Source organism: Streptomyces sp. NPDC002499, from assembly GCF_053595415.1.
In genome coordinates this window covers 420,058-446,311 of record NZ_JBSFXO010000005.1, presented here as the reverse complement: position 1 = coordinate 446,311, position 26,254 = coordinate 420,058, and the positions used below count along the sequence as shown (strand labels likewise).

At 70.8% G+C, this 26,254-nt stretch carries 24 protein-coding genes; 12 read left to right on the top strand and 12 right to left on the bottom strand.

The window, feature by feature from the left end; genetic code table 11:
• The first annotated feature begins 138 nt into the window (after window positions 1–138).
• Window positions 139–795, top strand: a complete 657-nt coding sequence (locus ACWD5F_RS16120) for an HAD family hydrolase (RefSeq protein ID WP_451254776.1) — start codon at window positions 139–141, stop codon at window positions 793–795.
• Here the strand turns inward: ACWD5F_RS16120 and ACWD5F_RS16115 are convergent.
• Window positions 774–1,022, bottom strand: a complete 249-nt coding sequence (locus ACWD5F_RS16115; RefSeq protein WP_451254774.1) for a hypothetical protein — start codon at window positions 1,020–1,022, stop codon at window positions 774–776. The genes ACWD5F_RS16120 and ACWD5F_RS16115 overlap by 22 nt on opposite strands.
• 163 nt (window positions 1,023–1,185) lie before the next feature.
• On the opposite strand from ACWD5F_RS16115, the gene ACWD5F_RS16110 reads away from it, so the two are divergent.
• Window positions 1,186–1,569 carry a cold-shock protein gene (locus ACWD5F_RS16110; RefSeq protein WP_124004059.1) on the top strand — a complete coding sequence of 128 codons (384 nt, stop codon included), beginning with the start codon at window positions 1,186–1,188 and terminating at the stop codon, window positions 1,567–1,569.
• Between the two features lie 28 nt (window positions 1,570–1,597).
• Here the strand turns inward: ACWD5F_RS16110 and ACWD5F_RS16105 are convergent, their stop codons facing one another.
• From ACWD5F_RS16105 to ACWD5F_RS16090, 4 genes are all read right to left on the bottom strand, one after another.
• Window positions 1,598–2,461: a 1,4-dihydroxy-6-naphthoate synthase gene (locus ACWD5F_RS16105; protein ID WP_451254772.1), complete on the bottom strand. Its 864-nt coding sequence runs from the start codon at window positions 2,459–2,461 to the stop codon at window positions 1,598–1,600.
• Window positions 2,439–3,188 carry a futalosine hydrolase gene (locus ACWD5F_RS16100; protein WP_451254770.1) on the bottom strand — a complete coding sequence of 250 codons (750 nt, stop codon included), beginning with the start codon at window positions 3,186–3,188 and terminating at the stop codon, window positions 2,439–2,441. Before ACWD5F_RS16100 ends, ACWD5F_RS16105 begins: the two co-directional genes overlap by 23 nt.
• Window positions 3,158–3,670, bottom strand: a complete 513-nt coding sequence (locus tag ACWD5F_RS16095; protein ID WP_124004056.1) for a DUF2771 domain-containing protein — start codon at window positions 3,668–3,670, stop codon at window positions 3,158–3,160. Before ACWD5F_RS16095 ends, ACWD5F_RS16100 begins: the two co-directional genes overlap by 31 nt.
• A 62-nt stretch (window positions 3,671–3,732) precedes the next feature.
• Entirely contained in the window at window positions 3,733–5,157 is a 1,425-nt protein-coding gene (locus ACWD5F_RS16090) for an MFS transporter (protein WP_451254768.1), read from the bottom strand.
• A gap of 300 nt (window positions 5,158–5,457) precedes the next feature.
• Between ACWD5F_RS16090 and ACWD5F_RS16085 the strand changes: the two genes are divergently transcribed.
• The 3 genes from ACWD5F_RS16085 to ACWD5F_RS16075 all read left to right on the top strand — a co-directional run bounded on the left by ACWD5F_RS16085 (window position 5,458) and on the right by ACWD5F_RS16075 (window position 10,716).
• Window positions 5,458–6,384 (top strand): DUF3027 domain-containing protein, encoded by a 927-nt coding sequence (locus tag ACWD5F_RS16085; RefSeq protein ID WP_451254766.1) that lies wholly within the window; start codon window positions 5,458–5,460, stop codon window positions 6,382–6,384.
• A gap of 224 nt (window positions 6,385–6,608) precedes the next feature.
• A complete protein-coding gene (locus tag ACWD5F_RS16080) occupies window positions 6,609–7,460 on the top strand; it encodes an alpha/beta fold hydrolase (protein ID WP_451254764.1) in 852 nt (283 codons plus the stop codon).
• Between the two features lie 130 nt (window positions 7,461–7,590).
• Entirely contained in the window at window positions 7,591–10,716 is a 3,126-nt protein-coding gene (locus ACWD5F_RS16075) for a sacsin N-terminal ATP-binding-like domain-containing protein (RefSeq protein ID WP_451254763.1), read from the top strand.
• Window positions 10,717–10,780: 64 nt separating this feature from the next.
• Here the strand turns inward: ACWD5F_RS16075 and ACWD5F_RS16070 are convergent, their stop codons facing one another.
• Genes ACWD5F_RS16070 through ACWD5F_RS16060 form a run of 3 tightly spaced genes read right to left on the bottom strand, consistent with a single transcriptional unit; the run spans window position 10,781 to window position 14,812 of the window.
• Window positions 10,781–11,170, bottom strand: a complete 390-nt coding sequence (locus ACWD5F_RS16070; RefSeq protein WP_451254761.1) for a hypothetical protein — start codon at window positions 11,168–11,170, stop codon at window positions 10,781–10,783.
• 7 nt (window positions 11,171–11,177) lie between these two features.
• Complete coding sequence (locus ACWD5F_RS16065) at window positions 11,178–14,366, bottom strand: ALF repeat-containing protein (RefSeq protein ID WP_451254759.1); 3,189 nt, start codon at window positions 14,364–14,366, stop codon at window positions 11,178–11,180.
• Window positions 14,282–14,812 (bottom strand): ALF repeat-containing protein, encoded by a 531-nt coding sequence (locus tag ACWD5F_RS16060; RefSeq protein WP_451254757.1) that lies wholly within the window; start codon window positions 14,810–14,812, stop codon window positions 14,282–14,284. The genes ACWD5F_RS16065 and ACWD5F_RS16060 overlap by 85 nt, the downstream gene beginning before the upstream one ends.
• A gap of 338 nt (window positions 14,813–15,150) precedes the next feature.
• Here ACWD5F_RS16060 and ACWD5F_RS16055 point away from each other — a divergent pair, with 338 nt between their 5' ends.
• The 3 genes from ACWD5F_RS16055 (at window position 15,151) to ACWD5F_RS16045 (ending at window position 18,347) form a co-directional block, all read left to right on the top strand.
• Window positions 15,151–15,657 (top strand): hypothetical protein, encoded by a 507-nt coding sequence (locus ACWD5F_RS16055; protein WP_451254755.1) that lies wholly within the window; start codon window positions 15,151–15,153, stop codon window positions 15,655–15,657.
• Between the two features lie 68 nt (window positions 15,658–15,725).
• Complete coding sequence (locus ACWD5F_RS16050; protein WP_451254753.1) at window positions 15,726–17,312, top strand: FG-GAP-like repeat-containing protein; 1,587 nt, start codon at window positions 15,726–15,728, stop codon at window positions 17,310–17,312.
• Between the two features lie 156 nt (window positions 17,313–17,468).
• A complete protein-coding gene (locus tag ACWD5F_RS16045) occupies window positions 17,469–18,347 on the top strand; it encodes a hypothetical protein (RefSeq protein WP_451254751.1) in 879 nt (292 codons plus the stop codon).
• A 40-nt stretch (window positions 18,348–18,387) separates the two neighbouring features.
• Here the strand turns inward: ACWD5F_RS16045 and ACWD5F_RS16040 are convergent, their stop codons facing one another.
• Together ACWD5F_RS16040 and ACWD5F_RS16035 are read right to left on the bottom strand one after the other, a co-directional pair.
• Window positions 18,388–20,781, bottom strand: coding sequence for an HAD-IC family P-type ATPase (locus ACWD5F_RS16040; protein WP_451254750.1), 2,394 nt, complete (start codon window positions 20,779–20,781; stop codon window positions 18,388–18,390).
• 95 nt (window positions 20,782–20,876) lie between these two features.
• Window positions 20,877–21,182: a DUF2530 domain-containing protein gene (locus ACWD5F_RS16035; protein WP_451254748.1), complete on the bottom strand. Its 306-nt coding sequence runs from the start codon at window positions 21,180–21,182 to the stop codon at window positions 20,877–20,879.
• A 112-nt stretch (window positions 21,183–21,294) separates the two neighbouring features.
• On the opposite strand from ACWD5F_RS16035, the gene ACWD5F_RS16030 reads away from it, so the two are divergent.
• Window positions 21,295–22,701, top strand: coding sequence for an NCS2 family permease (locus ACWD5F_RS16030; protein WP_451254746.1), 1,407 nt, complete (start codon window positions 21,295–21,297; stop codon window positions 22,699–22,701).
• A gap of 22 nt (window positions 22,702–22,723) precedes the next feature.
• Here the strand turns inward: ACWD5F_RS16030 and ACWD5F_RS16025 are convergent, their stop codons facing one another.
• Entirely contained in the window at window positions 22,724–22,906 is a 183-nt protein-coding gene (locus ACWD5F_RS16025; protein WP_124004047.1) for a ribbon-helix-helix protein, CopG family, read from the bottom strand.
• Between the two features lie 153 nt (window positions 22,907–23,059).
• Between ACWD5F_RS16025 and ACWD5F_RS16020 the strand changes: the two genes are divergently transcribed.
• Window positions 23,060–23,497 (top strand): MarR family winged helix-turn-helix transcriptional regulator, encoded by a 438-nt coding sequence (locus ACWD5F_RS16020; RefSeq protein WP_401715989.1) that lies wholly within the window; start codon window positions 23,060–23,062, stop codon window positions 23,495–23,497.
• A 26-nt stretch (window positions 23,498–23,523) separates the two neighbouring features.
• Window positions 23,524–24,924: an MFS transporter gene (locus ACWD5F_RS16015; RefSeq protein WP_451254743.1), complete on the top strand. Its 1,401-nt coding sequence runs from the start codon at window positions 23,524–23,526 to the stop codon at window positions 24,922–24,924.
• A gap of 27 nt (window positions 24,925–24,951) precedes the next feature.
• Here the strand turns inward: ACWD5F_RS16015 and ACWD5F_RS16010 are convergent, their stop codons facing one another.
• Window positions 24,952–25,470 (bottom strand): GNAT family N-acetyltransferase, encoded by a 519-nt coding sequence (locus ACWD5F_RS16010; RefSeq protein WP_451254741.1) that lies wholly within the window; start codon window positions 25,468–25,470, stop codon window positions 24,952–24,954.
• A gap of 68 nt (window positions 25,471–25,538) precedes the next feature.
• Here ACWD5F_RS16010 and thpR point away from each other — a divergent pair, with 68 nt between their 5' ends.
• The gene (gene thpR / locus ACWD5F_RS16005) at window positions 25,539–26,108 is read left to right on the top strand and encodes an RNA 2',3'-cyclic phosphodiesterase (RefSeq protein ID WP_451254739.1); all 570 of its coding nucleotides are present in this window, start codon (window positions 25,539–25,541) and stop codon (window positions 26,106–26,108) included.
• The last annotated feature ends 146 nt before the right edge of the window (window positions 26,109–26,254 follow it).

Sequence of the window (26,254 nt, the reverse complement as noted above, 5' to 3'; positions counted from 1 at the left end):
CGCATCCGCCGATGCGGCCGTCCCCGCGACGTGGCGCCCGCCGCTCCTCGACCGGCAGGCGCCGCCCGCGCGCCAACCAGATGTAGGTCACACCGGCCGGAGGTCTCCCCGCCCCCCTGCCTGGGCACAATGGCCGATATGGCCTCCACTAGCCCCACCCCCGAGCGCACCGCCGACTCCGCCCCCCTCACCGTCGGCTTCGACCTCGACATGACCCTCATCGACTCCCGGCCCGGCATCCGCGCGTGCTTCCTCGCGCTGGCCGAGCGGACGGGGACGTACATCGACGCCGACCTGACGATCACCCGGCTGGGACCGCCGCTCGCCCAGGAGTTGATCCACTGGTTCCCGGCGGAGCAGGTCGAGGCCATGGGGGATCTCTACCGTTCGATGTACCCGTCGTTCGCCATCGAGGCGACCCCCGCGATGCCCGGCGCCCGCGAGGCGATCGACGCCGTGCAGGCGGCCGGCGGGCGGGCGATCGTCGTCACCGCCAAGTACGAGCCCAACGCGAAGCTGCACCTGGAGCACCTCGGCCTGGCCCCCGACGAGGTCGTCGGAGACCTGTGGGCCGAGCAGAAGGCCCAGGCGCTGCGGGAGCACGACGCGGGCGTCTACGTCGGTGACCACGTCGGGGACGTCCGCGGGGCGCGCACGGCCGGTGCCCTGTCCGTGGCCGTGGCGACCGGGCCGTGCGACGCCGGGGAGTTGACGGCGGCCGGGGCGGACGTCGTCCTCACGGATCTGACGGAGTTCCCCGCGTGGCTGGCCAACTACCGTCCGGCGCCCGCCTGACGGCGGCCCGCCGCAATCGACTGGAGCACTCCGGCACCGGCGACGAGGAAGCCGACGCCCATGAGCATGCTCAGTCCGAACATGTACGTCGGAAATGGTTTCGCATGGAGGAAGAGCGGAGCCACTGTGACGAGTGTGGCCACCGCACCGATGAAGAACACGATGGCACCGGCACGGATCAGTCGGTCACCGGGCCCGGCGGAATTCGTTTGGGTTTTGTCACGCACCGGACCAGGGTAGTTCCCAGCCCGAAGGAACAACCCGGCGACGTCTTGTCACCGGCCTGAAGACCATTAGCCTTGGTACCGGCGGGTCCCGACGACCCGCCCCAGTGCTATCAAGAGCCGTTTCAGAAGCAGTTTTCCGACGAGTACGAGGACGAGGACAGACGTGCCCACCGGCAAAGTCAAGTGGTTCAACAGCGAGAAGGGCTTCGGCTTTCTCTCCCGCGACGACGGCGGTGACGTCTTCGTCCATTCCTCGGTCCTCCCCGCCGGAGTCGAGACGCTCAAGCCCGGTCAGCGGGTGGAGTTCGGAGTGGTCGCAGGCCAACGCGGCGACCAGGCCCTTTCGGTGACCGTTCTCGACCCGACCCCCTCCGTCGCGGCGGCGACCCGCAAGAAGCCCGACGAACTGGCCTCCATCGTGCAGGACTTGACGACGCTCCTGGAGAACATCACGCCGATGCTGGAGCGCGGTCGCTATCCGGACAAGCCGGCCGGCAAGAAGATCGCCGGTCTGCTGCGCGCGGTCGCCGACCAACTCGACGTATAAGCCACGTAAGTCACGGACAAGTCGTCCGTCACGGAAAATTCAGCGCGTCCGGGCCGAGGGGCGGAACCAGTCCCTCGGCCGCCGCACGCGTCAACAGGCCACGGATTGCCGCATAGCCGGCCTCGCCGAGGTCCGCGGTGAATTCGTTGACGTACAGACCGATGTGCTGGTCGGCGACGGACGGGTCCATTTCCTGGGCGTGTTCCATGACGTACGGGCGGGAGACCTCGGGGTCGGCCCACGCGGCCCGCACCGAGACGCGGATCGACTCGGCGAGCGTTTCCAGCCTTTCCGCGCCCAGTGAGCGCTTCGCGATGATCGCGCCCAACGGGATCGGCAGCCCCGTCGTGTTCTCCCAGTGCTCGCCCATGTCCGCGAGCTTGTGCAGCCCGTAGTTCTGGAACGTGAAGCGTGCCTCGTGGATGACGAGACCCGCGTCGACCTTCCCGTCCCGCACGGCCGGCATGATCTCGTGGAACGGCATGACGACGATCTCGCCGACCCCGCCCGGGATCGTGTCCGCGGCCCAGAGCCGGAACAGCAGATACGCCGTCGACCGCTCGCTGGGCACCGCGACCGTCCGGCCGGTGAGGTCGACGCCCGTCTCACGGGTGAGCACCAGCGGGCCGCAGCCCCGGCCCAGCGCGCCCCCGCACGGCAGCAGCGCGTACTCGTCCAGGACGTACGGCAGGACGGCGTACGACACTTTCAGGACATCCAACTCGCCGCGTTCGGCCATGCCGTTGGTGATGTCGATGTCCGCGAAGGTCACGTCGAGCGCGGGCGCGTCCGGCACGCGGCCGTGCGCGAGGGCGTCGAAGACGAAGGTGTCGTTGGGGCAGGGGGAGTACGCGATCTGCAGCCGCTGCTCACCGGTCGTGTGGGTCGTCATACGGGTTCCAACTCTCCAGGACGGGCGCGAACTTCCCGAAGCCCTCGGTCAGGGCCGCGAGGGCGTCGCCGATGCGCCAGGCGGCGCGGTCGCGCGGGCCCACGGGGTTGGAGACCGCGCGTACTTCCAGGACGGGCACGCCGTGCGAGGCGGCGGCCTCCGCGACCCCGAAGCCCTCCATCGCCTCGGCCAGCGCGCGGGGGTGGCGGGCGCGCAGTTCGGCGGCGCGCTCTGCGGTGCCGGTCACCGTGGAGACGGTCAGTACGGCTCCGGTGCGCGCGCCGGTCGCGGCCGTGAGATCTCGTACGAGTGATTCCGGGGGGCGGTGGGTGACGGTGCCGAAGCCGAGGTCGGTGACCGGGACGAAGCCGTCGGCGGTCTCGGCGCCCAGGTCGGCGGCGGTGATTTCGTCGGCGACGACGAGGGAGCCGACGGGCGCCTCGGGCTGGAAACCGCCGGCGATGCCCGCGGAGACGACCAGGGTGTAGGGGGCGCCTTCGAGGGCGGCGGTGGTGAGGGCCGTGGCCGTGGAGGCGGCGGCGAGGGCCGGGCCGACCCCGGCGGCGATGACGTCGACGCTCACGCCGGCCGTGCTGTCAGCCGTGGTGTGGGTCGTGAACGCCCGTGCCACCGCGTCCCGTTCGGCGGGGACGGCGGTGGCCACGAGGACGCGGAACGCGCGTGCGGCGGACGTGATCAGTCGTCCTTCTTCAGCTTGAACGACCACAGCCCGGTGACCGTGTCGCTGTTCTTCTTGCCGTCGGCGGCCTTGATGGAGACCAGGGTGGAGTTGCCCTGGGCGCCGTACTGGGCGTTGAAGAAGACGCTGCCCGGGATCGTGCGGTACGTCTTGTCGCTGTCCTCGGTGAGCGGCTGGCCGTTCATCAGGATCGTCCAGCGCTTGTCGGCGACGTCGGGGTCGACGCCGAAGCGGACCGTCTCGTCGGGGTCGACGCTGATGGACTTGATGTCGTCGTCCTTGAGGCACGCGGCGAGGTCCGCGGACTTCAGGGCCTTGCCCTCGCCGCCACAGGTGGCCTCTTCGCTGACCGAGGAGCGGCCGACCGTGATCGTCGACAGCGGCGTGGGCTTGTCGCAGGCCGAGAGGACGAGCAGTCCGGCGGATACCGCGCCGGCGGCGGCGACGGCGCGACGGCGTCGCACAGCGCGGAGCATGTCGGCGGCTTCGCCGCGAGGCATCGAGGTCATGGGGCGAAGGTTATCGGGCCGGTCCGGGCCGTCTCCCAAGTGGGGTGCGGCGTGCCCGTGCGTTACGCCACGCGGGGCTTGGAGGAGCCTCCGTGGCGGGCCGAGCCGAGGAGGCCGCGGGTCGTGGTCAGCCAGCCGAGGGCGAGGACGGCGGCGGCCACGCACAGGCCGAGGGTGCCGTTCAGGGGCATCACGATGCCGATCGCGCCGCCCAGGACCCAGGCCATCTGGAGCATGGTCTCGGAGCGGGCGAACGCCGAGGTGCGCACCGTCTCGGGCACGTCTCGCTGGATCAGCGCGTCCAGGGACAGCTTGGACAGCGCCTGCGAGAACCCGGCGACCGCGGCCAGACAGGCCACCAGGAACGCGCCGAAGAAGATCGCGGCGACCACCGCCGCGCCCAGCACGAACGCCAGCATCACCACGATGATGATCTCCGGTGCCCGGGATCTGAGCCAGGCCCCGAACGCCGTACCGAGCGCGTTGCCCACGCCCGCCGAGACGGCCACTATGCCCAGCGACACGGCCGCGCTGGACCCGGTCAGCGGATGCTCGCGCAGCAGGAACGCGAGGAAGAAGGTCAGGAAGCCCGACAGCCAGCGCAGGGCCGCGTTGGCGCCGAGCGCGTGGGTGACCGCGCGGCCGACCGTCCGCAGCCCCGGGCGCTTGACCGGCCGCAGGTGCGGTCCGTGCAGGTGCTCCTCGTCCGAGGCGAGCAGCGCCACGTCCTCGTCCTTCGCCGAGTCGACCTTGGGCGGCAGGGTGAAGGACAGGAACGTACCGGCGACGTAGATCACGAAGGCGCCGTACAGCGGCCAGCGCGGCCCGATCGCCTGCAACCCGGCCCCGATGGGCGCGGCCACACCGGTGGCGAGGAGCCCGCCCAGGGTCACCCGGGAATTGGCCTTCACCAGCGAGATGCGGGGTGGCAGCAGCCGGGGCACCACGGCGCTTCTGATCACGCCGTACGCCTTCGACGCGACCAGCACGCCGAGCGCGGCCGGATACAGCTCCAGACTGCCGGTGGCGACCGCGCCGGAGATGATCAGCGCGAGCAGGGCGCGGGCCAGCATGGAACCGGCCATCGCGGCCCGGCGGCCGTGCGGAAGGCGGTCAAGGAGCGGGCCGATCACGGGGGCGAGGACGGTGAAGGGCGCCATCGTGATGGCGAGGTAGAGGGCGACCCGGCCGCGGGCCTCGTCCGTCGGCACGGAGAAGAAGACCGTGGAGGCGAGGGCGACCGTGATCATCACATCGCCCGCGCCGTTCACACCGTGCAGTTCGATCAGTTTGCCGAGGCCCGATTCGCCGGCGCCGTGCGCGTGGGTCGCCTTCCTGATCCCCCGGGCCGTGCCGGTCACCGGGAAGTGCAGGGCACGACCGACCGCGCGGAAGGGTCCGCCGAACCGGCCCGATCCGCCACCTTGGCTCTTCCCCTTGACCCCACCGACACCGGTGGCTCCGTGGGGCGTCCTTGCTACTGCCACCCCGTCATAGTGCCCCGAGAAAGCTGTGGGTAGTGCGGTTACCGCGCGTATGAACGCTTATGAAGCGATGAACCATCACGTCGGTGTAGGCCGAGCGGTCGCGAGAAGGTAGCGTGCGTAGCGCGTCGTGGCGAACGTTCTCGGCCGCGCGCCTCTCTGTCATCCCGCAGAATGGACGATGAGGTGCGCCCGAGTGCGATCGGGCGTGGACGTCGACGCGGTCCTTCGGTCCGCTCCGTCCGCATCCGCCGCCTTCAGGCCGGCGCACCCGAGTGACGGCGTAGGAGAGAAGCGATACCTGTGAGCGCAGCGACCACGCGAAGCCGGACCACCGACCGCCTGTGCGCCGAGGCCGTCGACCTCGCCCGCGCCGCCGCCGAGGAGGCCGCCGCGCCCGGCGTGGTCGGCGAGCACTCGGGACTCCAGGCCGACGGCGACCGGGTCGTCACGCACTTCTTCGAGTGCAAGGAGCTCGGCTACCGGGGCTGGCGCTGGGCCGTGACGGTCGCCCGCGCCTCCCGCGCCAAGCTGGTCACGCTGGACGAGGTCGTCCTGCTCCCCGGCCCCGACGCACTGCTCGCCCCCGAGTGGGTGCCGTGGAGCGAGCGCCTGCGCCCCGGCGACATGGGCCCCGGCGACCTGCTGCCCACCGACGCCGAGGACCTGCGCCTGGAGCCCGGCTACACGGGCGTGGAGGACCCCGCGCCCGACTCCGCCGTCTCCGAGGAGATGGCCGAATTGGTCGACGCGGAGGACATCGAACTCACCGAGGGCGTCCCGGCCGACCTGCCCGTCGCGCCGACCCGCGGCTCGATCGCCGCCGTCGCCGAGGAACTCGGCATGCGCCGCGCCCGCGTCCTGTCGCGCTACGGACTGCACGTCGCCGCCGACCGCTGGGAGGAGTCGTTCGGCTCCGAGACCCCCATGGCCCAAGCCGCCCCCGCCGCCTGTGTCAGCTGCGGCTTCCTCCAGCCCATCGGCGGCTCCCTCGGCCAGGCCTTCGGCGTCTGCGCCAACGAGTTCTCCCCGGCGGACGGCCGCGTGGTGTCCTTCTCGTACGGCTGCGGCGGCCACTCCGAGGCCGCGGTCATGCCCAAACCGCCCCAGCCGGCCCTCCCGGTGATCGACGAGACCCAGGTGGACCCGTTCCCGCTGCGACCGGCGGCGGATTCGGGATCGGTGCCGGTCGTCTCCGACGAGGACGGCGCGGAGTTGGGTCACTCCTGACCGGGTGGGGGCACTCCTGACCGGGTGGGGTGCTCCTGGCGGGTCGGGGGCACTCCCGGCGGAGCCGGGCATTCCTGCTTCGGCTAGGTCATATAGCGGATGCCAGCGCGAAAGCGCTCCTCATAGGGTCCGTCTCAGGTCGCGCCGAGCGGGTCGTACCGAGCAGGTCACGGCGAGCGCGTCGCCCGTGTGCGGTCGAGCCCACCCCATGCCTGAGGAGTCCCATGAGTACCGAGGTTTCCCGCCGTCATGTACTGGCCGCCGGCGCGGCGCTGGCCGGCTCCGCGGCGCTGATCGCCGGTTCGGAAGGCACGGCCGGCGCCGCGACGGCCCCCGCCGGCACCGGTGCGGAGAAGTCCAAGGTGAAGCCCACGATCGTGCTGGTGCACGGCGGTTACGCCGACTCGTCCTGCTGGAACGCCACCATCGCGAAGCTTCAGGACAAGGGCTACACCACGATCTCCGCGGCCAACCCGCTGCGGGGCATCCCGACCGACGCCCCCTACGTCGCGAGCCTGCTGGACTCCATCAGCGGACCGGTCGTGCTGGTCGCGCACTCCATGGGCGGCACGGTCATCACGAACGCCGCCGCCGGGAAGGCGAACGTCAAGGCGCTGGTCTACATCGCGGCCTTCGTGCCCGACGTGGGCGAGACGCAGGGCGAGCTCATCACCAAGTTCCCCGGCAGCGAGGTCGAGCCGGTCAGCGTGCCGGTCCCGTACACGAAGGCCGACGGCACGACCGGAATCGATCTCTACCTCGGCAAGGACGGCCAGGCGGCCTTCGCGGCCGACATCTCCACCGCCGACTTCCGCGTCCTGCAGGCCACCCAGCGGCCGTTCGACGCCGACTCCTTTACCTTCCCGACCACGGCCGCCGCGTGGAAGACCATCCCGTCGTGGGGCCTGGTCGCCGGCCGGGACAAGGCGATCCCGCCGGCCTGCGAGCGCTGGATGTACAGCCGCGCGAACGCGCGCAAGATCGTCGAAGTACCCCGCTCGTCCCACGTCGTGATGCTCAGTCACCCCAAGGCCGTCGCCGACCTCATCACGGAGGCCGCACGGTCGGTCGGCTGACGCCCGTGCGGAGCGCCCCGGTCCCGGACCACGGACCGGGGCGCTCCGCACGCCCGGGGCCGACCACCGCTTTCCGTCGCCGTGCCGCACGGGCTGTACCTTCATCCTCACGTCGATGAGGAGAGTGAACGTGAGCAAGTTCGTGCGGCCGGCCCCCGAGGGAGCGGACCCCTTCGGCACCGCGCGCCTGCGGCGGGGCGTGCTCGACGCCTGGGCCACCAGCCCCGCCCGCTTCCGTGAGGACGCGAACGCCGAGGAGGACCTGGTCCTCGGCGGCTACCGCGACCGCCTCGTCGTCGAACTCGCCCAGAACGCCGCCGACGCGGCCGCCAGGGCAGGCGTTCCCGGCCGGCTCCGGCTCACCCTGCGCGACGGCGTTCTCGTCGCCGCCAACACCGGCGCCCACCTCGACGCGGCCGGCGTCGAATCGCTGTCCACGCTCCGCGCGAGCGCCAAGCGGGACACGCCCTCCGTCGGCCGCTTCGGCGTCGGATTCGCCTCCGTCCTCGCCGTCACCGACGAGCCCGCCGTCGTCGGGCGGCACGGCGGGGTGCGCTGGTCGCTCGCCGAGGCCCGCGAGCAGGCCGCCGAGACCGCCCGGCACAGTCCGGGGCTCGGGGACGAGGTCCGGCGCCGCGACGGCCATGTGCCGCTGCTGAGGCTCCCGTTCGCCGCCGAGGGCACCGCCCCCGACCCGTACGACACCGCCGTCATCCTGCCCCTGCGGGACGCGGCCGCCGCCGACCTCACCGAGCGGCTCCTGGCCGCCGTGGACGACGCCCTGCTCCTCGCCCTGCCGGGGCTCGCGGAGGTCGTCATCGAGACCGACACCGTCCGCACGCTGCGCCGCGGCAGCGACGAAGCCCTCACCGTCGTAGAGGATTCTCTTCACGGCACCACCCGTTGGCGGACCGCCGCCGCGAACGGGCCGCTCACACCCGATCTGCTCGCCGACCGGCCGGTGGAGGAGCGGTTGCGGCCGTTCTGGTCGGTGACGTGGGCGGTGCCGGTGGACGCCGAGGGCGCGCCCGAGCGGCCCCGGACCAGTCCGTACGTCCATGCCCCGACCCCCAGCGACGAGCCGCTCGGCGTGCCCGCGCTGCTCATCGCCTCCCTCCCGCTGGACACCACCCGCCGGCATGCCGCGCCCGGTCCGCTGACCGACTTCGTCGTGCAGCGGGCGGCGGACGCGTACGTCGAACTCCTCGCCGGCTGGCGGCCGGTGGGGGAGGGGATCATCGGCCTGGTACCCGGGCCGCTCGGGAAGGGGGAGCTGGACGGGACCCTGCGTGCGGCGATCCTGGAGCGGCTGCCGCGGACCGCGTTCCTGCCGCGCGCGCAACCGGCCGTTCTCCCTGTGCTCGACGAGCAGGACTCCGAGCTGCCGGAGGCGCTGCGCCCGCGGGACGCGGAGATCGTCGAGGGCGCCGGCGACGACACCGTGCGGGTCCTCGCCGAGGTCCTGCCGACCCTTCTCCCTGCCGGGCTCGAACGGCGCGTGGAACTGCGGACGTTGGGCGTGGCCCGGGTGCCGCTGACCGACGCGGTGGACCGGCTGGCCGGCCTGGAGAAGGAGCCCAGCTGGTGGCAGCGGCTGTACGACAGCCTCGCCGGGGTCGACCCCGACCGGCTCACCGGGCTGCCGGTACCGCTTGCCGACGGGCGTACGACCATCGGGCCCCGGCAGGTGCTGCTGCCCACGTCGGACGCGCTGACCGACCCCGAGGTGCTCGCGCGGCTCGGGCTCAAGGTCGCGCACCCGGACGCCGCCCACCCGCTGCTGGAGAAGCTGGGCGCGCTGCCCGCGACGCCCCGGGCCGTGCTCACCACGCCCCAGGTGCGGGCCGCCGTCGCCGCGTCCCTCGACGACGAGGGCGCCCTTGACTGGGAGCAGGAGGCGCCCGACGCCGAGGAGTTGGCCGACACGGTCCTCGCGCTGGTGCGGGACGCGGGTCTGGAGCCCGGTGACGAACCGTGGCTCGGCGCGCTCGCACTCCCCGACGAGGAGGGCGAGTTGGCGCCCGCCGGTGAACTCGTCTTCCCCGGCAGCCCCTTCGCGCAGGTCATCCGCGAGGACGAACTCGCCGCCGTCGACACCGAGTTGGCCGAGAAGTGGGGCCGGCAGCCGCTGGCCGCCTGCGGTGTCCTCGCCGACTTCGCGCTCGTGCGCGCCACGGACGTCGTCCTCGACCCCGATGAACTGGAGCCCCGGGACGGCGACTTCGCCGAGCCCGACGACGCCGGGCTGTTGGACGCGGTGGACGTATGGAGCGAGGACGTCCTGGACCGCTTCCCGGACTCGCCGGTCCCGCCCGTCGCCACGGAACTGATCGCCGTACGGGACCTGGACCTGGTGGACGACGACAAGTGGCCCCAGGCGCTGGCCATGCTGTCCCGCCCCCCGCTGCGCGACGCCCTGGTCCAGCCGGTCCGCATCCTCCTCCACGACGGCACCCACGAGCTGGTACGCCCGTACACGGCGTGGTGGCTGCGCGGAAACCCGGTCCTGGACGGCCGCCGCCCCGCGGGCCTGCTGGCGGCGGGCGGCGACCCGTTGCTCCGCGGGTTGTACGACGAGGCGGACGCGACGGGCTTCGACGACGAACAGGTACTGCGCGCGCTGGGTGTCCGCACGTCGGTGGCGGCGCTGCTGGACGAGCCGGGCGGCGCGGCGGAACTCCTGGACCGCCTAGCCGACCCCGACCGCCAGGTCACGGGCGCCCAACTGCACGCGCTCTACGGAGCGTTGGCGGACCTGGACCCGGACCAGGTCACGTTGCCGGACGAGCTACGGGCCGTAGTGGACGGCGAGGTGACCGTCGTCGACGCGACCGACGCGATGGTCGTCGACTCCCCGGACCTGCTCCCCTTCACGGAGGGCGTCCCCCTGCTGCCGGTCCGCCCGGCCCGCGCGGCCGAGCTGGCGGAACTGTTCCAGGTACGCCGCCTGAGCGAGTCCGTCACGGGCTCGGTGGACTCCGAGGGCACGGAACACGACGTACCGGAGTCGGTGCAGGTATTGCTGGGGGACCGCACCCCGACGACGTACGTCGAGCACGAGGAACTGGTCGTCGACGGCGTGGAGTTGGATTGGCGCCTCACGGCGGACGGGGTGCTGCACGCGTCCACGGTCGAGGGCGTGGCCGCGGGCCTGGCGTGGGCGTCCCGCCAGTGGCCCCGCCGCTTCGAGGTGGCGGCCCTGCTGGAGGACCCGTCCCGGACGGAGGAACTGGGGCGGGACCGCTGGTTCGACTGAGCTGCCTGAGTAGACAGGATGGCTCCCCACCCGTTCCAGTGGGGAGCCTCCGGCCGTTCCTGTTTCAGCCGATCGTGCGCGCGTACAGAGCTTCGTACTGCGTATACATCTGGGCGAGCTGCCGTGGGTCGTCTCGTACGTCCAGGAATTCGAGGACGAGGGAGAGCAGACTCTCGGTGGCCTCTCGATCCTGATCCGGGTGCAGAGGGCCCAAGTGTTTCCAGCCCCGGAACTCGAATTCGGGAAGGGCTCGTTGGAGGACGAGCACATGCCAGTGGAGACTGCTGCATTCGCCTCCGCGCACAACGAGCCACTCCGTGAAACCCCGCAGCAGCCCACCGGAGCTGGCCATGTCGAACCCCTCGAGGAACATGGCGGTCGGGTAGTAGCAGCCGTTCAGGCCGAACAAGCCCGGTCTGTCACGGATCCCCTCGACGAACTCCTTGTCGTTCACTTGCCTCCTAGAACCCAAAGTGGATCGCGTCGTGCCAAAGCCACTTGGATTTGAACTCCGAGACGGTCTCCCCGCCTCGCCCTGTCCAGGCGTCGTAGACCCGGTCGTTGTATACAACCACTACATGGTTGCGCCACCCCGACTCCTGGCCTCGGTAGGGGGGAAGATAGGCCGACATCGTCGGCAGGATGGTGAAGATCTCGCCGCCTCCGAGGCTGTCTCGAATCTCCCGAGCACAGACCTCACAACCAGAAGAACCGGGAATGTCCGACACGCTCCTGGGAAGCCCGGGAACGTTGTGGTCCGCGCAGGAAAGCCCTCCTTGTCCCGCGGCTTGGGTCACACTCGCGTGGGCCAACGAGGATCGTAGCGGCGCCTTGCCCGCGATCTTGCAGCCGCGCTTCAGCAGCTTCAGTTCGTCGTACACCCGTTCCAGGGACTTGAGCTTGGCGCTGAGGAGTGCGTCGATCGCTACGCCCTTGCAGTTGTCGAAGTCCTTTTTCTGGAGGCACTTCTCGAACTGGCTGAGGCCCAGCAACTCCTTCTCGGCGTTCCACAGTTGCTCCATGGCATCGCCGAACTCCTTGCCGTTCGCGACGATCTCGCAGGCGATCTCCGACTGCTGGCACCAACGGGCGAAGTCCTGCGGATCGCACGGGACCATGCCCTGCTGGCAGCGGTAGATCTCGGCGGCACGCTGGCCGTTGTCGTTCTTGGCCTTCTCCTTGGCCTCGACAGCCGCCTTGCGCCGGGCCTCCTCTTCCTCCCGGTACTTCTTGACCGTGACGATGAACGCGTCGGTCGCCGCCTTGAGCGCCGCATCCGCGTCCTTGCCCGCCGCGACCGCCGACTTGCGCGCGTCCTCGGCGTAGTACGCGGCGTTCGACGCGGCGGCCTGGGCGGTCTCCGAGGAGAGCGTGGCGTCGGCCGCGGACCGGGCCGCGTCGTGGGCCGAGACATCGGCACGGTTCGCGGCGTCCCGGGCCGTCTTCGCCGACGCGGCGGCCTGGGTGGCCGACGCCTCCGCGTCCTTGGCGTACTGGTCGGCCTGCGTGGCGTACTCGTTGGCCTTGGTCGCCGCGGCGTCGGCCTTCTTGGCCCATGCGGTGGCCTCGGCCGACGCCTTGCGGGCGGTGGCGGCGACCTTCTGGGCGGTCGCGGCGTTCTTCTGGGCGGTGGCCGCGACCTTCGCCGCGTCGGCTATCAGCTTCTGGACCTGCGCCACATGAGTGGCGGCCAGATAGTCCTTGCGCTGAGCCTTGTACTGGCCGGAGACGACGAACGCGTGCAACGCCTCCGGCGAGCCCTCCAGGGCGACCCGGGCCGCCGACTTCACCTCGGGGCTGCCGCTGTCGACGAGCTGCGCGGCCCTGACCCGCTCGTCCTGGGTCCGCGCGGTCCCCTGCGTGGTGACCAGGAACTCGCTGTACTTCTTCGGGTCGCCCGTGGCCAGCGCCTTGCGGCCGGCCTCGGTGACGATGGGCCCGGCGCCGGAGAGGGCCTGGGCGATGGCGACGCGCATACCCTCGGCAGCGGCCTGGTACTGCCCGTTGTCGACGAACGCGGTGATCGCGGCGGCGTCACCGTCGAGGGCGGTCTCGGCCGCGTCGCGGACGGCCTTGTCCTCGCTCTCCTCGGCGAGACGTTCCACGTAGGAGCGTTCGTCCTGCTGCTCCGCGGTCCTCCAGCCGTTGCGCAGGTAGTCGACGACCACCTCGTCGGGGCCCGACAGCGCGGCCTCGGCTGCGCCGCGACCCCAGGCCGTACCGCCCTTCATCGCCCGCACGGCCAGATCGCGGCCCTGCTGGGCGACGGACGCGAGGTCCGCGCCGGGTTCGGCGGCCTTGGCGACCAGCCGGTCCCGTTCGGTCCTGCGGTCCTTGACCTCCTTCTCCGACGAGGCCTGTGCGGTGGTGCGGGCGTCGTAGGCGGCCTTGTCGTCCTTGGCCAGTTCGATGCCCGCGTTGGTACGGCCCAGCAGTTCCTCGCCCTCGACCTCGCGGGCGAGCTTGTAGACACCCTGGGCGGTGATCACGGCGTCGGCGGCGACGTTCGCGGCCGTGGTGGCGGCGTTCGCGTGCTCGGTCGACTTGGCGGCTGCCTGCGCGGCGTCGCCGGCGTGGTCGGCCGCTTCCAAGGCTGCCTTGGCGGCGTTCTTGGCGTGCGTGGCCGCCGATCTGGCGGCGTCCCGGGCCTCGCGGGCCGCGGTGGCCGCCTTGCGGGCCAGGGCTTCGGCGGCGGCCGCGGCGCGGTTGGCCTCGGCCGCGTGACGCTTGGCGGTGGCCGCGGCGGCGCGGGCCTCGGCGGCGGCGGAGCTCGACGCGCCCGCGTAGTTGCCGGCCTCGATCGCCGCGTTGGCGGCGGCGGTGGCGTTGGTGCCGGCACTGGCCGCCGAGTGCGCGGCGTCGCCGGCCGCGTCGGCCGCCTTCGCGGCCTGGTCGGCGGCGTCGGCTGCCAGGTTGGCGCCTTCGGCGGCCTTCTCGGCGTCCTGGGCCGCGGTACGCGCGGCGCTCGCGTTCTTGGCGTCCACCGCGGCATCGGCGGCGGCGTTGCGGGCGCGGGAGGCGGCCTGGGAGGCACCGGCGGCGGCCGCGGCTGCCTGCGAGGCCGCGTTGGCGGCCACCCGGGCCGAGTTGTTCGCCGCGTTGGCCGCGTCGATCGCCCGCTGTGCGGAGGCCGCGGCCTGGGCCGCCGCGGTGGCGGCCCGCTTGGCGGCCCGGGCGGCCTTGGCGGTGTCGTCCTTGGCCGCCTTGGCCTCGGCCTCCGCCTCCTGAGCGGCTTCCTTGGCCAGCTGAGAGGCCTTGACCGCGTTGGCGGACTCGGTCTTGGCCGCGGCCGTCTGCTCGGCGGCCTGGCGTCCCGCTTCCTTCGCCTGCGCGGCGAGTTCGGCGATGGTGGCGTGTTCCTGGTCCTTCGCGCGGGCGACGAACTGGCCGATCTCCAGGAACTCCCGGATGTCCTCGGCGCTGCCGCTCAGCGCGATGCGTCCGGCCGCCCGGACGTTGGTGCCGCCCACGCTGACGATCTGGACGAGCTGCACCCGCTCGTCCTGCTCACGCTGGACGTACTGGCCCTTGGCCAGGAACTCGCGGATGTCGTCGGACGAGCCGTTCAGCGCGGCGCGTCCGGCGTCCTGCACGTTGGCGCCGGCGGTGTCGACGATCTGGGCGACCCGGACGCGGTTGTCCTGCTGCATCGGGCTTCCCAGCCCCAGCTCAGGAACGTCTCCAGCTCCTCGCGGGTGCCGGTCAGCGCGGTGCGTGCCGCGGTCAGCAGCTCCGATCCGCCGAGGGAGGCGAACTGCGCGGCGGTCACCCGCTCGTCCTGGAACGCCACGCCGTCGGCCGCGGCGAGGAAGGTCTGTACGTCGGTGTCGCTGCCGGTCAGGGCTGCCTCGGCGGCAGCCTTCACACCAGGACCGCCCGCTTTCCAGTAGTCCACGACCAGGCCGCGGTCCGCGGGGTCGACGGCGGACACGGCGGCGGGTATGCCGTCCGTCGGACCCGCGGCGGCCGTGGCGGGCGGTGCGCTCAGCAGGCCGACGGCGAGGGCGAGCGGCAGCAGACCCAGTGCGGCTCTACGGAGGACGCGTGGTCGTGTTCTTTTCCCGGCGCTATCGAACTGGTCGGTTCTTCGATTCACTGGGTACCCGTCTCGGTAATCGGCGACGACCCCCGATATGTGAGTCGCCGAATGGTCGGCGGGTAAGCATATCCCTGGCATGTTCCAAGGGTTTGATCCGGCTGACGAAAAATAACTGTTGACGTTGATCGTGACTATGCCTAAGGTATACCTCGACTTTGCTGTGGACATGACCGGCCTGACCAGCCGGAATCTCGTCCTGGCCTGAGGACTTCAGGGGGTTGAGGGGGACCGGCTGCGCTCGGCGCAGGCCGGATGATCAGGGCTTTTTTACTTTTTGACCGCATCCTGGCGCGACTCCGCGCGCTGCGAGGAGCCGCGCCGGAGGGGACTTTTTCGTGCCTTTCCGCGCCCGAAATCTTTTTATCTCCGGAACTGCTCTGGCGTTTGCCACGCTCGCCGGAATTTCTGTGGCTGCTGCCGACGATCCGCCGAAATCACCGTCGGCGGAAAATCCGCCTGCCTTGGTGGAGGACTATGTCTATCCCGGTGCCGATCGAATTTTGGCGGAAAAGGGAATCAAGCTGAAGAAGGGCGACGGCCGTATTCTGCTGGCCGACTGCGATGAGGCCGCCCAGCAGATCCGCGTGCTGGCCGTCGCGGACTCCTCCGCGAACCGCGCGGGTACGTACTGCTTCAAGGCCGTCGGGAAGGCCGGCTGGCTCACGCTCGAGCTCTCCAGGGTCTTCGCCGTGGAAGCCGCGGACCACCCGATCGTCGCCGACCTCACCGCGAACGGCACGACCACGTCGGTCCCCGTCGAGCAGGGCGGATGGGCCTCCGTCGGAGAGGGGACCGTCGGCGGCGCCAGGTCGGTCCTGGTCGAGCTGCGCGTCACCGGCTGATCCCCACCTTTCCGCACGCTTCGCGGGACCGCCGTCCCGTCGAGCCGAATTCCCCATGCGAGGCACACGTGAATGACGCCCGTCCGCGCAGAACGCGCACGGTGTGGGCCACCGGACTCGTGGCCGCGAGCCTGACGACAGGTCTGCTCGCCACCGCCCCACCCGCCCGGTCCGTCGTCGGCGACCAGGTCGCGGAGGGAGCCGACCAGTACGTGGTCAAGCTCCACATCGGGGGCAGCGTCGCCGGCCACCCCGACGACGAACGCAGTTGCTCCGGCACGCTGGTCGACCCGCAGTGGGTCCTCACCTCGGCGAGCTGCTTCGCCGCGAACCCGCAGCAGCCGACCGCACTCACCCGGGGCGCGCCGCCCCTGCCCACCGTGGTGACCGCCGACGGCAACAAGCCCACGGCGAGTGCCGAGCTGAAGCAGAAGGTGCGCGAGATCGTGCCGTACCAGGGCCGCGACCTGGTCATGGCCCGGCTGGACGACCCGACGACCGCCGCCGACAAACTGGACGGCCCGTTCCCCGACATCGGCATCGCTCAGCTCTCCGGCGCCGCACCGGTCCAGGGCGGTCAGCTGCGAGCCGTCGGCTACGGCCGTACCAGAGTCGAATGGACCCCCGAGCGCGCCCACACCGGTTCCTACGGTGTGGACCTCGTCAATCCGACGACCCTCGCGATCTCACCCGCCGCGAGCGGCGGTGCCCTGTGCAAGGGAGACGCCGGCGCTCCCGTGCTCAACTCCGGCGGCAGGGTCGTGGGAGTGGTCAGCGCGGCTTGGGAGGGCGGGTGCTTCAACTCGGAGGAGACCCGCAACGGAGCCGTCGCCACCCGGGTCGACGACATGGCGGACTGGGTCCAGCAGGTGCGGCTCTCCGGTCAGCAGCAGGAGATCACCGACGTCATGACGGCGGCCGACTTCGACGGTGACGGCCGTACGGACATCGTCTCGCTGATGAAGCCCGGCAGGGCGCACATGTTCCAGGGCCGGTCGGACGGGACGTTGCAGTTCGGGGGCTACCTGACTCCCGTCGGGCGCGTCACCCAGAAGCGGCTCGTCGCGGGAGACTTCGACGACACGCACGGAATCGAACTGATTTCGGCCGACAGCGACGGAGAGCTCGTTCTGCACAGCCAGCGTGCCTGGCCGTTGTCGCGGTACGACAGAACCCCGCTGTGGACCGATGCCACGTGGAAGGACGGTCTGCCCGCCGCCGCCCTGCGGATCGGGAAGGAAGCCCGGCAGACCCTGCTCTTCCAGTGGCCCGACGGCTCCCTGTACACCTACAAGCGGGACACCGCGGGCAACCTGGTCAACCAGAAGAAGTCGATGTGGCCGGACAAGACGTGGAAGAAGAAGCTCATCGCCACCGCCGACTTCACCGGTGACGGCTGGGAAGACATCGCCGCCGTCGCCACCGACGGATCGCTGAGCCTCTACCCGGGCGCGGCGGACGGAACATTCGGAAAGGCCCGTTCGATGTCGCCCGACAAGACCTGGAGCGCACTGCGCACCCTGGTCGGCGGTGACTTCGACGGTGACGGCAAGGCGGACCTGGCCGCACTGGCGTCCAACGGCGACCTGCGCTGGTACGCGGGCGACGGCCAGGGCGGACTCGCGGCCGGCAGGAGCATGTGGCCGACGCTCTGAGCACCTTCGTGGCGGCCGCGTTCGCCAGTGCGTGCAAGGCCTTCGCAATGCTCGAACAAAAATCCGTCGGACCGTACAACCATTCACAAGCGCCACAGATCTGAACTCGTGAGCCAACAGGCTCCACGATCACTTTCTCCCCCCAGAGGGAAACACATGCGTATACGTGCCACTGTGGCCGCCGTCTCCGGCGCCCTGGCCCTCTCTGCCCTCGCCGTCCCGGCCTCGCACGCCGCCGACTCGGCTTGGGCCGCCCAGGCGCAGGCCGCGAAGAGCGCCGCGGCCTCGGGCCAGAGCGTGAGCTCCGCCAAGTCCGCGCGTGCCGCCGCCGCGGCCGACCTGGGCGTCACCTTCTCCAACCTCAAGGTCGCCAAGGCGATCAAGGTCGGTGCCACCGGCCACTACTCCACCACGGTCACCTACAAGCTGACCCACGGTGCGAACTACGACCTCACGTCGGACGACTTCGCCAACGGCCCGTACCTGTACAAGGGCGATTTCGAGACCCCCGACACCGTGCTGTTCGGCTACGACGCGGCGAGCTGCACCGCGACCTCGACCACCACCGCCAACTGCTCCGGCAAGGTCGACATCACCCCCGGCGAGGACGACCTGCTCAACGTCGACGCGGGCAAGTGGTCGGCGGCGGCGCTCGCCCTCCAGTACAGCACCGGCAACATCTCCGACCAGGGCGACCTCGGCACCACCCTCGTCCAGCGCACCTCGAAGCTGACGGTCAACGCCGCGCCCGAGCCGGTGAAGAAGGGCAAGACCGTCACCGTCACGGGCAAGCTCAGCCGCGCCAACTGGGAGACCGGCAAGTACGCCGGCTACGCCACCCAGAAGGTCGTGCTGCAGTTCCGCAAGAAGACCTCCAGCACCTACACCAACGTCAAGGGCATCACCTCGTCCTCGACGGGCACCCTGAAGACCACCACCAAGGCCACGGTCGACGGGTACTACCGCTTCACCTTCGCCGGCACCACCACGACCCCCGCGGTCAGCGCGGCGGGCGACTACGTCGACGTGAAGTAAACGGGCATGCAGTGAAGGGGCCTACGTCACGTAAGCCCGGCTAGACGGAAGCGCGGCGGTCGACCACCCTCCACACCACCTCCAGGGCGACCGCCGCGACCGCCGAGATGCCGACCGCGATCCACGGCATCGTCACGCCCACCAGCTTCAGCGCGAAGAAGTGCTGGAGCCAGGGCACGACGAGGACGAGGACGAAGGCCGCGGCCATCGAGGCGACCAGGGTCACCCGCCACCAGGTGTAGGGGCGGGCGATGATCGCCAGGACCCACATCGAGATCAGGAACAGCGTGAGCGTCGCCGCACTGGTCTCCGCGTCCAACGCCCCCTCGCCCGTGTAGTGGTGACGGGCGATCATGTACGTCACGAAGGTCGCCACCCCGGCCACCACCCCGCCGGGGATCGAGTACCGCATCACCCGCCGCACGAAGTGCGGTTTCGCCCGCTCCTTGTTGGGAGCCAGGGCGAGGAAGAAGGCCGGGATGCCGATGGTGAGGGTGGACAGCAGGGTCAAGTGCCGTGGCAGGAACGGGTATTCGACCTGGAAGCAGACCACCAGGATCGCCAGCAGCACCGAGTAGACCGTCTTCACCAGGAACAGCGTCGCCACCCGCGTGATGTTGCCGATGACCCGGCGCCCCTCCGCGACCACCGAAGGCAGCGTCGCGAAGCTGTTGTTGAGCAGCACGATCTGCGCGACCGCCCGGGTGGCCTCCGAGCCCGACCCCATGGCGACGCCGATGTCGGCGTCCTTGAGGGCGAGTACGTCGTTCACGCCGTCCCCGGTCATCGCGACCGTATGGCCGCGTGACTGCAACGCGCCCACCATGTCCCGCTTCTGCTGCGGGGTGACCCGCCCGAACACCGTGCCCTCGTCGAGGGACTTCGCCATCTCCTCCTGCGCGGAAGGGAGTTGGCGGGCGTCGAGCGTCGTACCCGTCAGGCCCAGCTTCGCCGCCACCGCGCCCACCGAGACCGCGTTGTCGCCGGAGATGACCTTGGCGTGCACGTCCTGCTCGGCGAAGTAGCGCAGGGTGTCGGCCGCGTCGGGGCGCAGCCGCTGCTCCAGGACGACCAGGGCGGCCGGCTCGGCGCCCCGGGCCACCTCGGGGTCGTCGAGGTCGCCGGTGGCGCGGGCCAACAGCAGGACGCGCAGGCCCTGTTCGTTCAGGCGCACGGTCTCGGCGAGGGCGGGGTCGGCGGCGGCCAGCAGCACGTCCGGCGCGCCCAGCAGCCACGTACTGGTCTCGCCGTCGCCCTCGCTGAAGCGGGCGCCGCTGTACTTGCGGGCGGAGGAGAAGGGCAGGGACTGCGTGCAGCGCCAGTCCTCGGCGTCCGGGTAGGCGTCGATGATGGCCTGGAGGGAGGCGTTGGGGCGCGGGTCGGACTCGCCGAGGGCGCCGAGCACTGTGCGTATGTAGGCCTCGTCCGTGCCCTTCAGGGGCCGGAGTTCGGTGACGTCCATGCCGCCCTCGGTGAGGGTGCCGGTCTTGTCGAGGCAGACGGTGTCGACGCGGGCGAGGCCCTCGATGGCGGGCAACTCCTGGACCAGGCACTGTTTTCGGCCAAGGCGGATGACGCCTATCGCGAACGCGACGGAGGTGAGCAGGACCAGGCCCTCGGGGACCATCGGCACGATGCCGCCGACCGTGCGCGCGATCGAGTCCTTGAGGTCGTTGTCCTTCACGAACAGCTGGCTGATGACCAGGCCGATCGCGGTCGGGATCATCATCCACGTCACGTACTTGAGGATCGTGGAGATGCCGGAGCGCAGTTCGGAGTGGACGAGCGTGAACCGGGAGGCCTCCTCGGCGAGTTGGGCGGCGTAGGCCTCGCGGCCCACCTTGGTCGCCCGGAACGCGCCGCCGCCGGCCACCACGAAACTGCCCGACATCACCTCGTCGCCGGGCCGCTTCACCACCGGGTCCGCCTCACCGGTGAGCAGCGACTCGTCGATCTCCAGGCCGTCGGCCTCCACGCACACGCCGTCGACGACCGCCTTGTCGCCGGGCCCGATCTCGATCAGGTCGTCCAGCACGATCTCCGAGGTGCTGACCTCGGCGGCGGTCCCGTCCCGCCGTACCGTCGGCTTGGCCTCCCCGATCACCGCCAGCGAGTCGAGGGTCTTCTTCGCCCGCCACTCCTGCACGATCCCGATGCCTGTGTTGGCGAGGATCACGTACCCGAACAGGCTGTCCTGGAGGGGTGCGACGGCCAGCATGATCAGCCAGAGCACGCCGATGATGGCGTTGAACCGGGTGAACACGTTGGCCCGGACGATCTCGCCCATCGACCGACTGCTGCGGACGGGTACGTCGTTGACCTGCCCGCGCGCCACCCGCTCGGCGACCTCGGCGGCGCTCAGCCCACGCGCCGTCTCCGGCAGGGGTACGGGGTGCACAGGGTCGAGCTCGGCGCCGGCGTCGATGTGCGTCATGCCTTCGACGGTACGTGCGGATTTGCGGCTTCACCCGCCGAGTGCGCGGAAGATCCGACCTGGGGAGGAGTCGGGTCGTGCCGTGGTTGTAGGGCCTACGCCGTCGACCCTGATCCCGGGTCCGACGCGGCCCCGGTTCCGGTCCCCGCCGCCGCTGCCGCCGCCGCCCGCTTGAGCGCCGCGTCGCGCCCGCGGACGTACCAGATGCCGATGAACCCCAGACCGCCGCCGGCCAGGCACGTCCACAGCCACCACAGGTGCCCGTGGTCGTCGAACCAGCCGTAGAAGGGGAGCTGCACCAGGAAGAGGACGAACCAGACGGCCGTGAGGCCGGTGATGGTGGCGACCACGGGGCCCTCCAGGGGCTCCGGCGCCTCGTGCGTTGGTGTCCACTTCGCCATGCGCACAGCTTACGAGGCGTTTCCGTCTACGCGCGGAGATGGCGCTGACGACCTCATATGTTCATACTGAAACCGTTTTCCGTTTGTCCACTTCTGCTCGTAGGAACCTCCAATGGCCACCGGCACCACCGGCGCACTCGACCGCTACTTCAAGATCTCCGAGCGCGGCTCCACGCTGCCCCGTGAGATCCGTGGCGGCTTCGCCACCTTCTTCGCGATGGCCTACATCATCGTGCTGAACCCGATCATCCTGGGCAGCGCGAAGGACATGTACGGGCACCAGCTGGACAACGGTCAGCTCGTCACCGCGACGGCTCTGACCGCCGCCTTCACCACCCTGCTCATGGGCGTCATCGGCAACGTACCGATCGCGCTCGCCGCCGGTCTCGGCGTGAACTCGGTCGTCGCGCTCCAGCTCGCGCCCCGGATGTCCTGGCCGGACGCCATGGGCATGGTCGTGCTGGCCGGCCTCGTCGTGATGCTGCTGGTCGCCACGGGTCTGCGCGAGCGCGTGATGAACGCCGTGCCGTTCGGCCTGCGCAAGGCCATCGCCATCGGCATCGGCCTGTTCATCATGCTGATCGGCCTGGTCGACTCGGGCTTCGTCTCCCGCATCCCGGACGCCGCCCAGACCACCGTCCCGCTCCAGCTCGGCGGCGACGGGCACCTCAACGGCTGGCCGGTGCTGGTCTTCGTCCTCGGCGCGCTGCTCACCCTCGCGCTGATCGTCCGCAAGGTCCCCGGCGCGATCCTGATCTCGATCGTCGCGATGACGGTCCTCGCGGTGATCCTCAACGCCGTCGCGACGATCCCGTCCTGGGGCCTGACGACCCCGAAGTGGCCCGGCAACCCGGTCGCCACCCCGGACTTCGGCCTGATCGGGAAGTTCAGCCTGTTCGGCGGCTTCGACAAGGTCGGGGTGCTGACCGGCGTCCTGTTCGTCTTCACCGTGCTGCTGTCGTGCTTCTTCGACGCGATGGGCACGATCATGGGCGTCTCCGACGAGGCGAAGCTGACCGACGCCGAGGGTCAGATGCCCGGCATCAACAAGGTCCTCTTCGTCGACGGCATCGCGGTCGCGGCGGGCGGCGCCAGCTCCTCCTCGGCGACCACCTGCTTCGTGGAGTCCACGGCGGGCGTCGGCGAGGGCGCGCGCACCGGCTTCGCGAACATCGTCACCGGGGCGCTCTTCGCCGTCGCGCTGTTCCTGACGCCGGTGGCCACGATGGTCCCGTCCCAGGCGGCCACCCCGGCGCTGCTCGCGGTGGGCTTCCTGATCCTGGCCGGCTCGGTCAAGGAGATCGACTGGGCCGACCACACGATCGCGATCCCGGCCTTCGTCACGATGGTGATGATGCCCTTCACCTACTCGATCACCAACGGCATCGGGATGGGCTTCATCACCTTCGTGGTCCTGCGGCTGGTCGCCGGGCGCGGGCGCGAGATCCCGGTGGCCATGTACGTCGTGGCGGCGGTCTTCGGCTTCTACTACCTGATGCCGGCGCTGGGTCTGACGTGACCGGCGAGTGCGCCAGTTCCGCTCACGGAACCCCGTAGAACTTCTCTGTCTCCTCGACAGCGGTCTGGAACCGCTCGTCGAAGTCGTCGCGGATGAGCGTCTGGACCACGTAGTCCTGGACGCTCATTCCCCTTTTGGCCGCATGATCCCGGAGCCGGTCGAGCAGCTCCCCGTCTATCCGCAGGCTGAGCACACTGGTCCCCATGGAGACGAGGGTCGCGGGAGCGGTGCGGGGCGTGCGTCGCTTTTCCGTTCTGGCTCACTCATATGGGTGACGGAAAGGTTCGGTGACCGGGGTCATGGGCACCTTGCGTGTCCCAGGTGGTCTTTAGAGAGGGTAATGAGTTACGCTAAGGACATGCCGGACCTCACCCATGGCGACGACGCAGCCGCCGTGAACTCGCTTCGATCAGCTGTCATGCGGCTGTCACGCCGACTCAAGCACCAACGGGTCGACGAGTCGCTGAGCCCCACCGAGATGTCGGTGCTGGGCACCCTGTCGAACTGCGGCAGTGCCACGCCGGGCGAACTCGCCCGCAAGGAGCACGTCCAGCCGCCGTCGATGACCCGCATCGTCGCGCTGCTGGAGGCCAAGGGACTGGTCCGGCTGGAGCCGCACCCCGAGGACCGGCGCCAGAAGGTCGTCACCAAGACCGAGCAGGCCGAGGCCATGCTCGAGGAGAGCCGCGCCAAGCGCAACGCCTTCCTGGCCACCCTGGTCGACGACCTCGACGAGGACGAGTGGGCGAAACTCCGTGCCGCCGCCCCCGTGCTGGAGAAGCTCGCACACCTGTAAGCAGTGCCACCAAGGAGGCGACCCTTTTGAGTTCGGGACCCGGAGCAGACTCCGCCCCCGCACCGTCCACCCACGAATCCCCGCCCACCCCCGACGCGGCCCCGGCCAAGTCCCTCAAGTCCTCGAAGACCTCGAAGCCCTCCAAGTCCTCGATGTTCTCCTCGCTGCGGGTCAGGAACTACCGCCTGTTCTTCGCCGGCCAGGTCGTCTCCAACATCGGCACCTGGATGCAGCGCATCGCCCAGGACTGGCTGGTCCTCAGCCTCACCGGCTCCGCGACCGCCGTCGGCGTCACGACGGCCCTGCAGTTCCTGCCGATGCTGCTCTTCGGTCTCTACGGCGGTGTCCTGGTCGACCGGTTGCCCAAGCGCCGCACGCTGCTGTTCACGCAGTCCTCGATGGGCCTCATCGGCCTCGCGCTCGCCGCCCTCACCCTCTCCGGCCACGTCCAGGTCTGGCACGTCTACCTCGCCGCCTTCGCCGCGGGCCTTGCCACGGTCATGGACAACCCGGCCCGCCAGTCCTTCGTCTCCGAGATGGTCGGCCCGGACCAGCTGCAGAACGCGGTCAGCCTGAACTCCGCCAACTTCCAGTCCGCCCGCCTGGTCGGCCCCGCCGTCGCGGGCGTGATGATCACCGGCGTCGGCACCGGCTGGGCGTTCCTCTTCAACGGCCTGTCCTTCATCGCGCCCCTCACCGGACTGCTCCTGATGAAGGCCCGCGAACTGCACGTCGTCGAGCGCGCCCCGCGCGCCAAGGGCCAGCTGCGCGAGGGACTCCAGTACGTCGCCGGACGGCCCGACCTGATGTGGACCATCGTCCTGGTCGGCTTCATCGGCACCTTCGGCTTCAACTTCCCGGTGTACCTCTCGGCCTTCGCGGACGACGTCTTCCATGCGGGCGCGGGCTCCTACAGCCTCTTCAACACGCTGATGGCGGTCGGCTCCCTGGGCGGCGCGCTGCTCGCGGCCCGGCGCGGCACGGCCAAGATGCGGGTGATGATCGCGGCGGCGGTCGCCTTCGGCGCGATGGAGCTCGCCGCGGCGGCAGCGCCCAGCCTCTGGCTCTTCGCCCTGCTCATGGCCCCGATCGGCATGTTCGGCATGACGGTCAACGTCACCGCGAACACCAGCATCCAGATGAGCACCGACCCGGCCATGCGCGGCCGGGTGCTCGCCCTCTACATGATGGTCTTCCTGGGCGGTTCCCCGGTGGGCGCGCCGATCGCCGGCTGGGTCACCGACGCGTACGGCGTCCGCGCGGGCCTCGCGGTGGGCGGCGCGATCTCGGCCGTCGCGGCCGTGACGATCGGCCTGGTGCTGGCCCGGGTGGGCAACCTGCGCCTGTCGGTCGGCTGGAACCGCGGCCACCCGCACGTCCGCTTCGAACCACGCGAGCAGCAGGAGAAGCTGGCCGCGGTGGCCTGAGGGCCGTCCCTGGCCCGGGGGTCGGACCTAGACCCTCCGGGCCAGGATCTGTCCCGGCCAGTCGTCCGTGCCCGTGAAGGCCTCGGTGCGGGTGAAGCCGTTGCTCTCGTAGTAGCGGACGAGCTTGCCGTCGCCGCCCGCGTAACAGTCCACCCGCAGCAGCGAGACGCCGGCCCGCCGCGTCTCCTCGACGGCGTGCGCGAGCAGCGCGGCCCCGACGCCCCGGCCCTTGAAGCGGCGGTCGGAGGCGAGGAGATGGACGTACCGCTCGGGTTCGTCGGCGGGCGGCAGATACGTCCCGGGACCGTCGGTGAGGCTCAAAGTCCCCGCCGGTACGCCGTCCAGTTCGGCGACGAAGGCCGCGCCCCGGGTGACGTAACCGGTCACCAGCTCCACGGTCGAGGGCCGCTCCGACCAGGGCCTGCTGCCCCACTGCCCGGTCCGCCCCTGCGCGACGAGCCACTCCATGGCGCTGTCGAACATGCCGAGGATCGCGGGGATGTCGCCGGACCCGCCGGCTCTGATGCTGATCTCCGGGTGCGTCATGGGGGCAGGCTAGGCGACGGGCGTCAGGGACGGTGGCCCGGTGATCCATTCCCTGGAAGGGTGACGCCATGAGACTCTTCGCGGCGCTGTTGCCACCGGAGCGGGTGCTGGCCGAACTCGGGGCCGTGGTGGACGAGTTGACGCGGTTGCCGGGGGCGGACGCGCTCCGCTGGACCGGCCGCCCCGGCTGGCACTTCACGCTCGCCTTCTACGGCGAGGTCGACGACGACGTCGTACCGGAACTGTCCGCCCGGCTGGCGCGGGTGGCGCGGGAGAGCGAGCCGTTCGGTCTCGCGGTGCGCGGGGGCGGCCAGTTCGGGGACGGGCGGGCGCTGTGGGCAGGGGTGGAGGGGGAGTTGACGGCGCTGCGGCTGCTGGCCGAGCGCTGTGAAGACGCCGCCCGGGAGGCCGGGGTGGAGATGCGGGAGCACCGGCGCTACCGCGCCCACCTGACCGTGGCCCGGAGCCGGGAGGCGGTGGACGCACGCCCGTACCTGGAGCGGCTCGACGGTTTCGCGGGCGGCGCGTGGACGGCGGCGGAGCTGGTCCTGGTACGCAGCAACCTGCCCAGGGCGGGGGCGGGGGCGGAACCCCGGTACGAGGCGGTCGCCCGCTGGGGGCTCGGGACGGACGGTTAGGCTCGACGCGTGGACCCCAAAACCCGGAACCGGATCATGGCCGGTGTGCTTGTGCTGTTGTTCGTCGTTGTCGGGCTTGCCGCTGCGCTCGGTAAGTGAGGGCGGAGGCGTGGGGGATTGCGCCTCGCCGTGCGACTCCGCCGGGC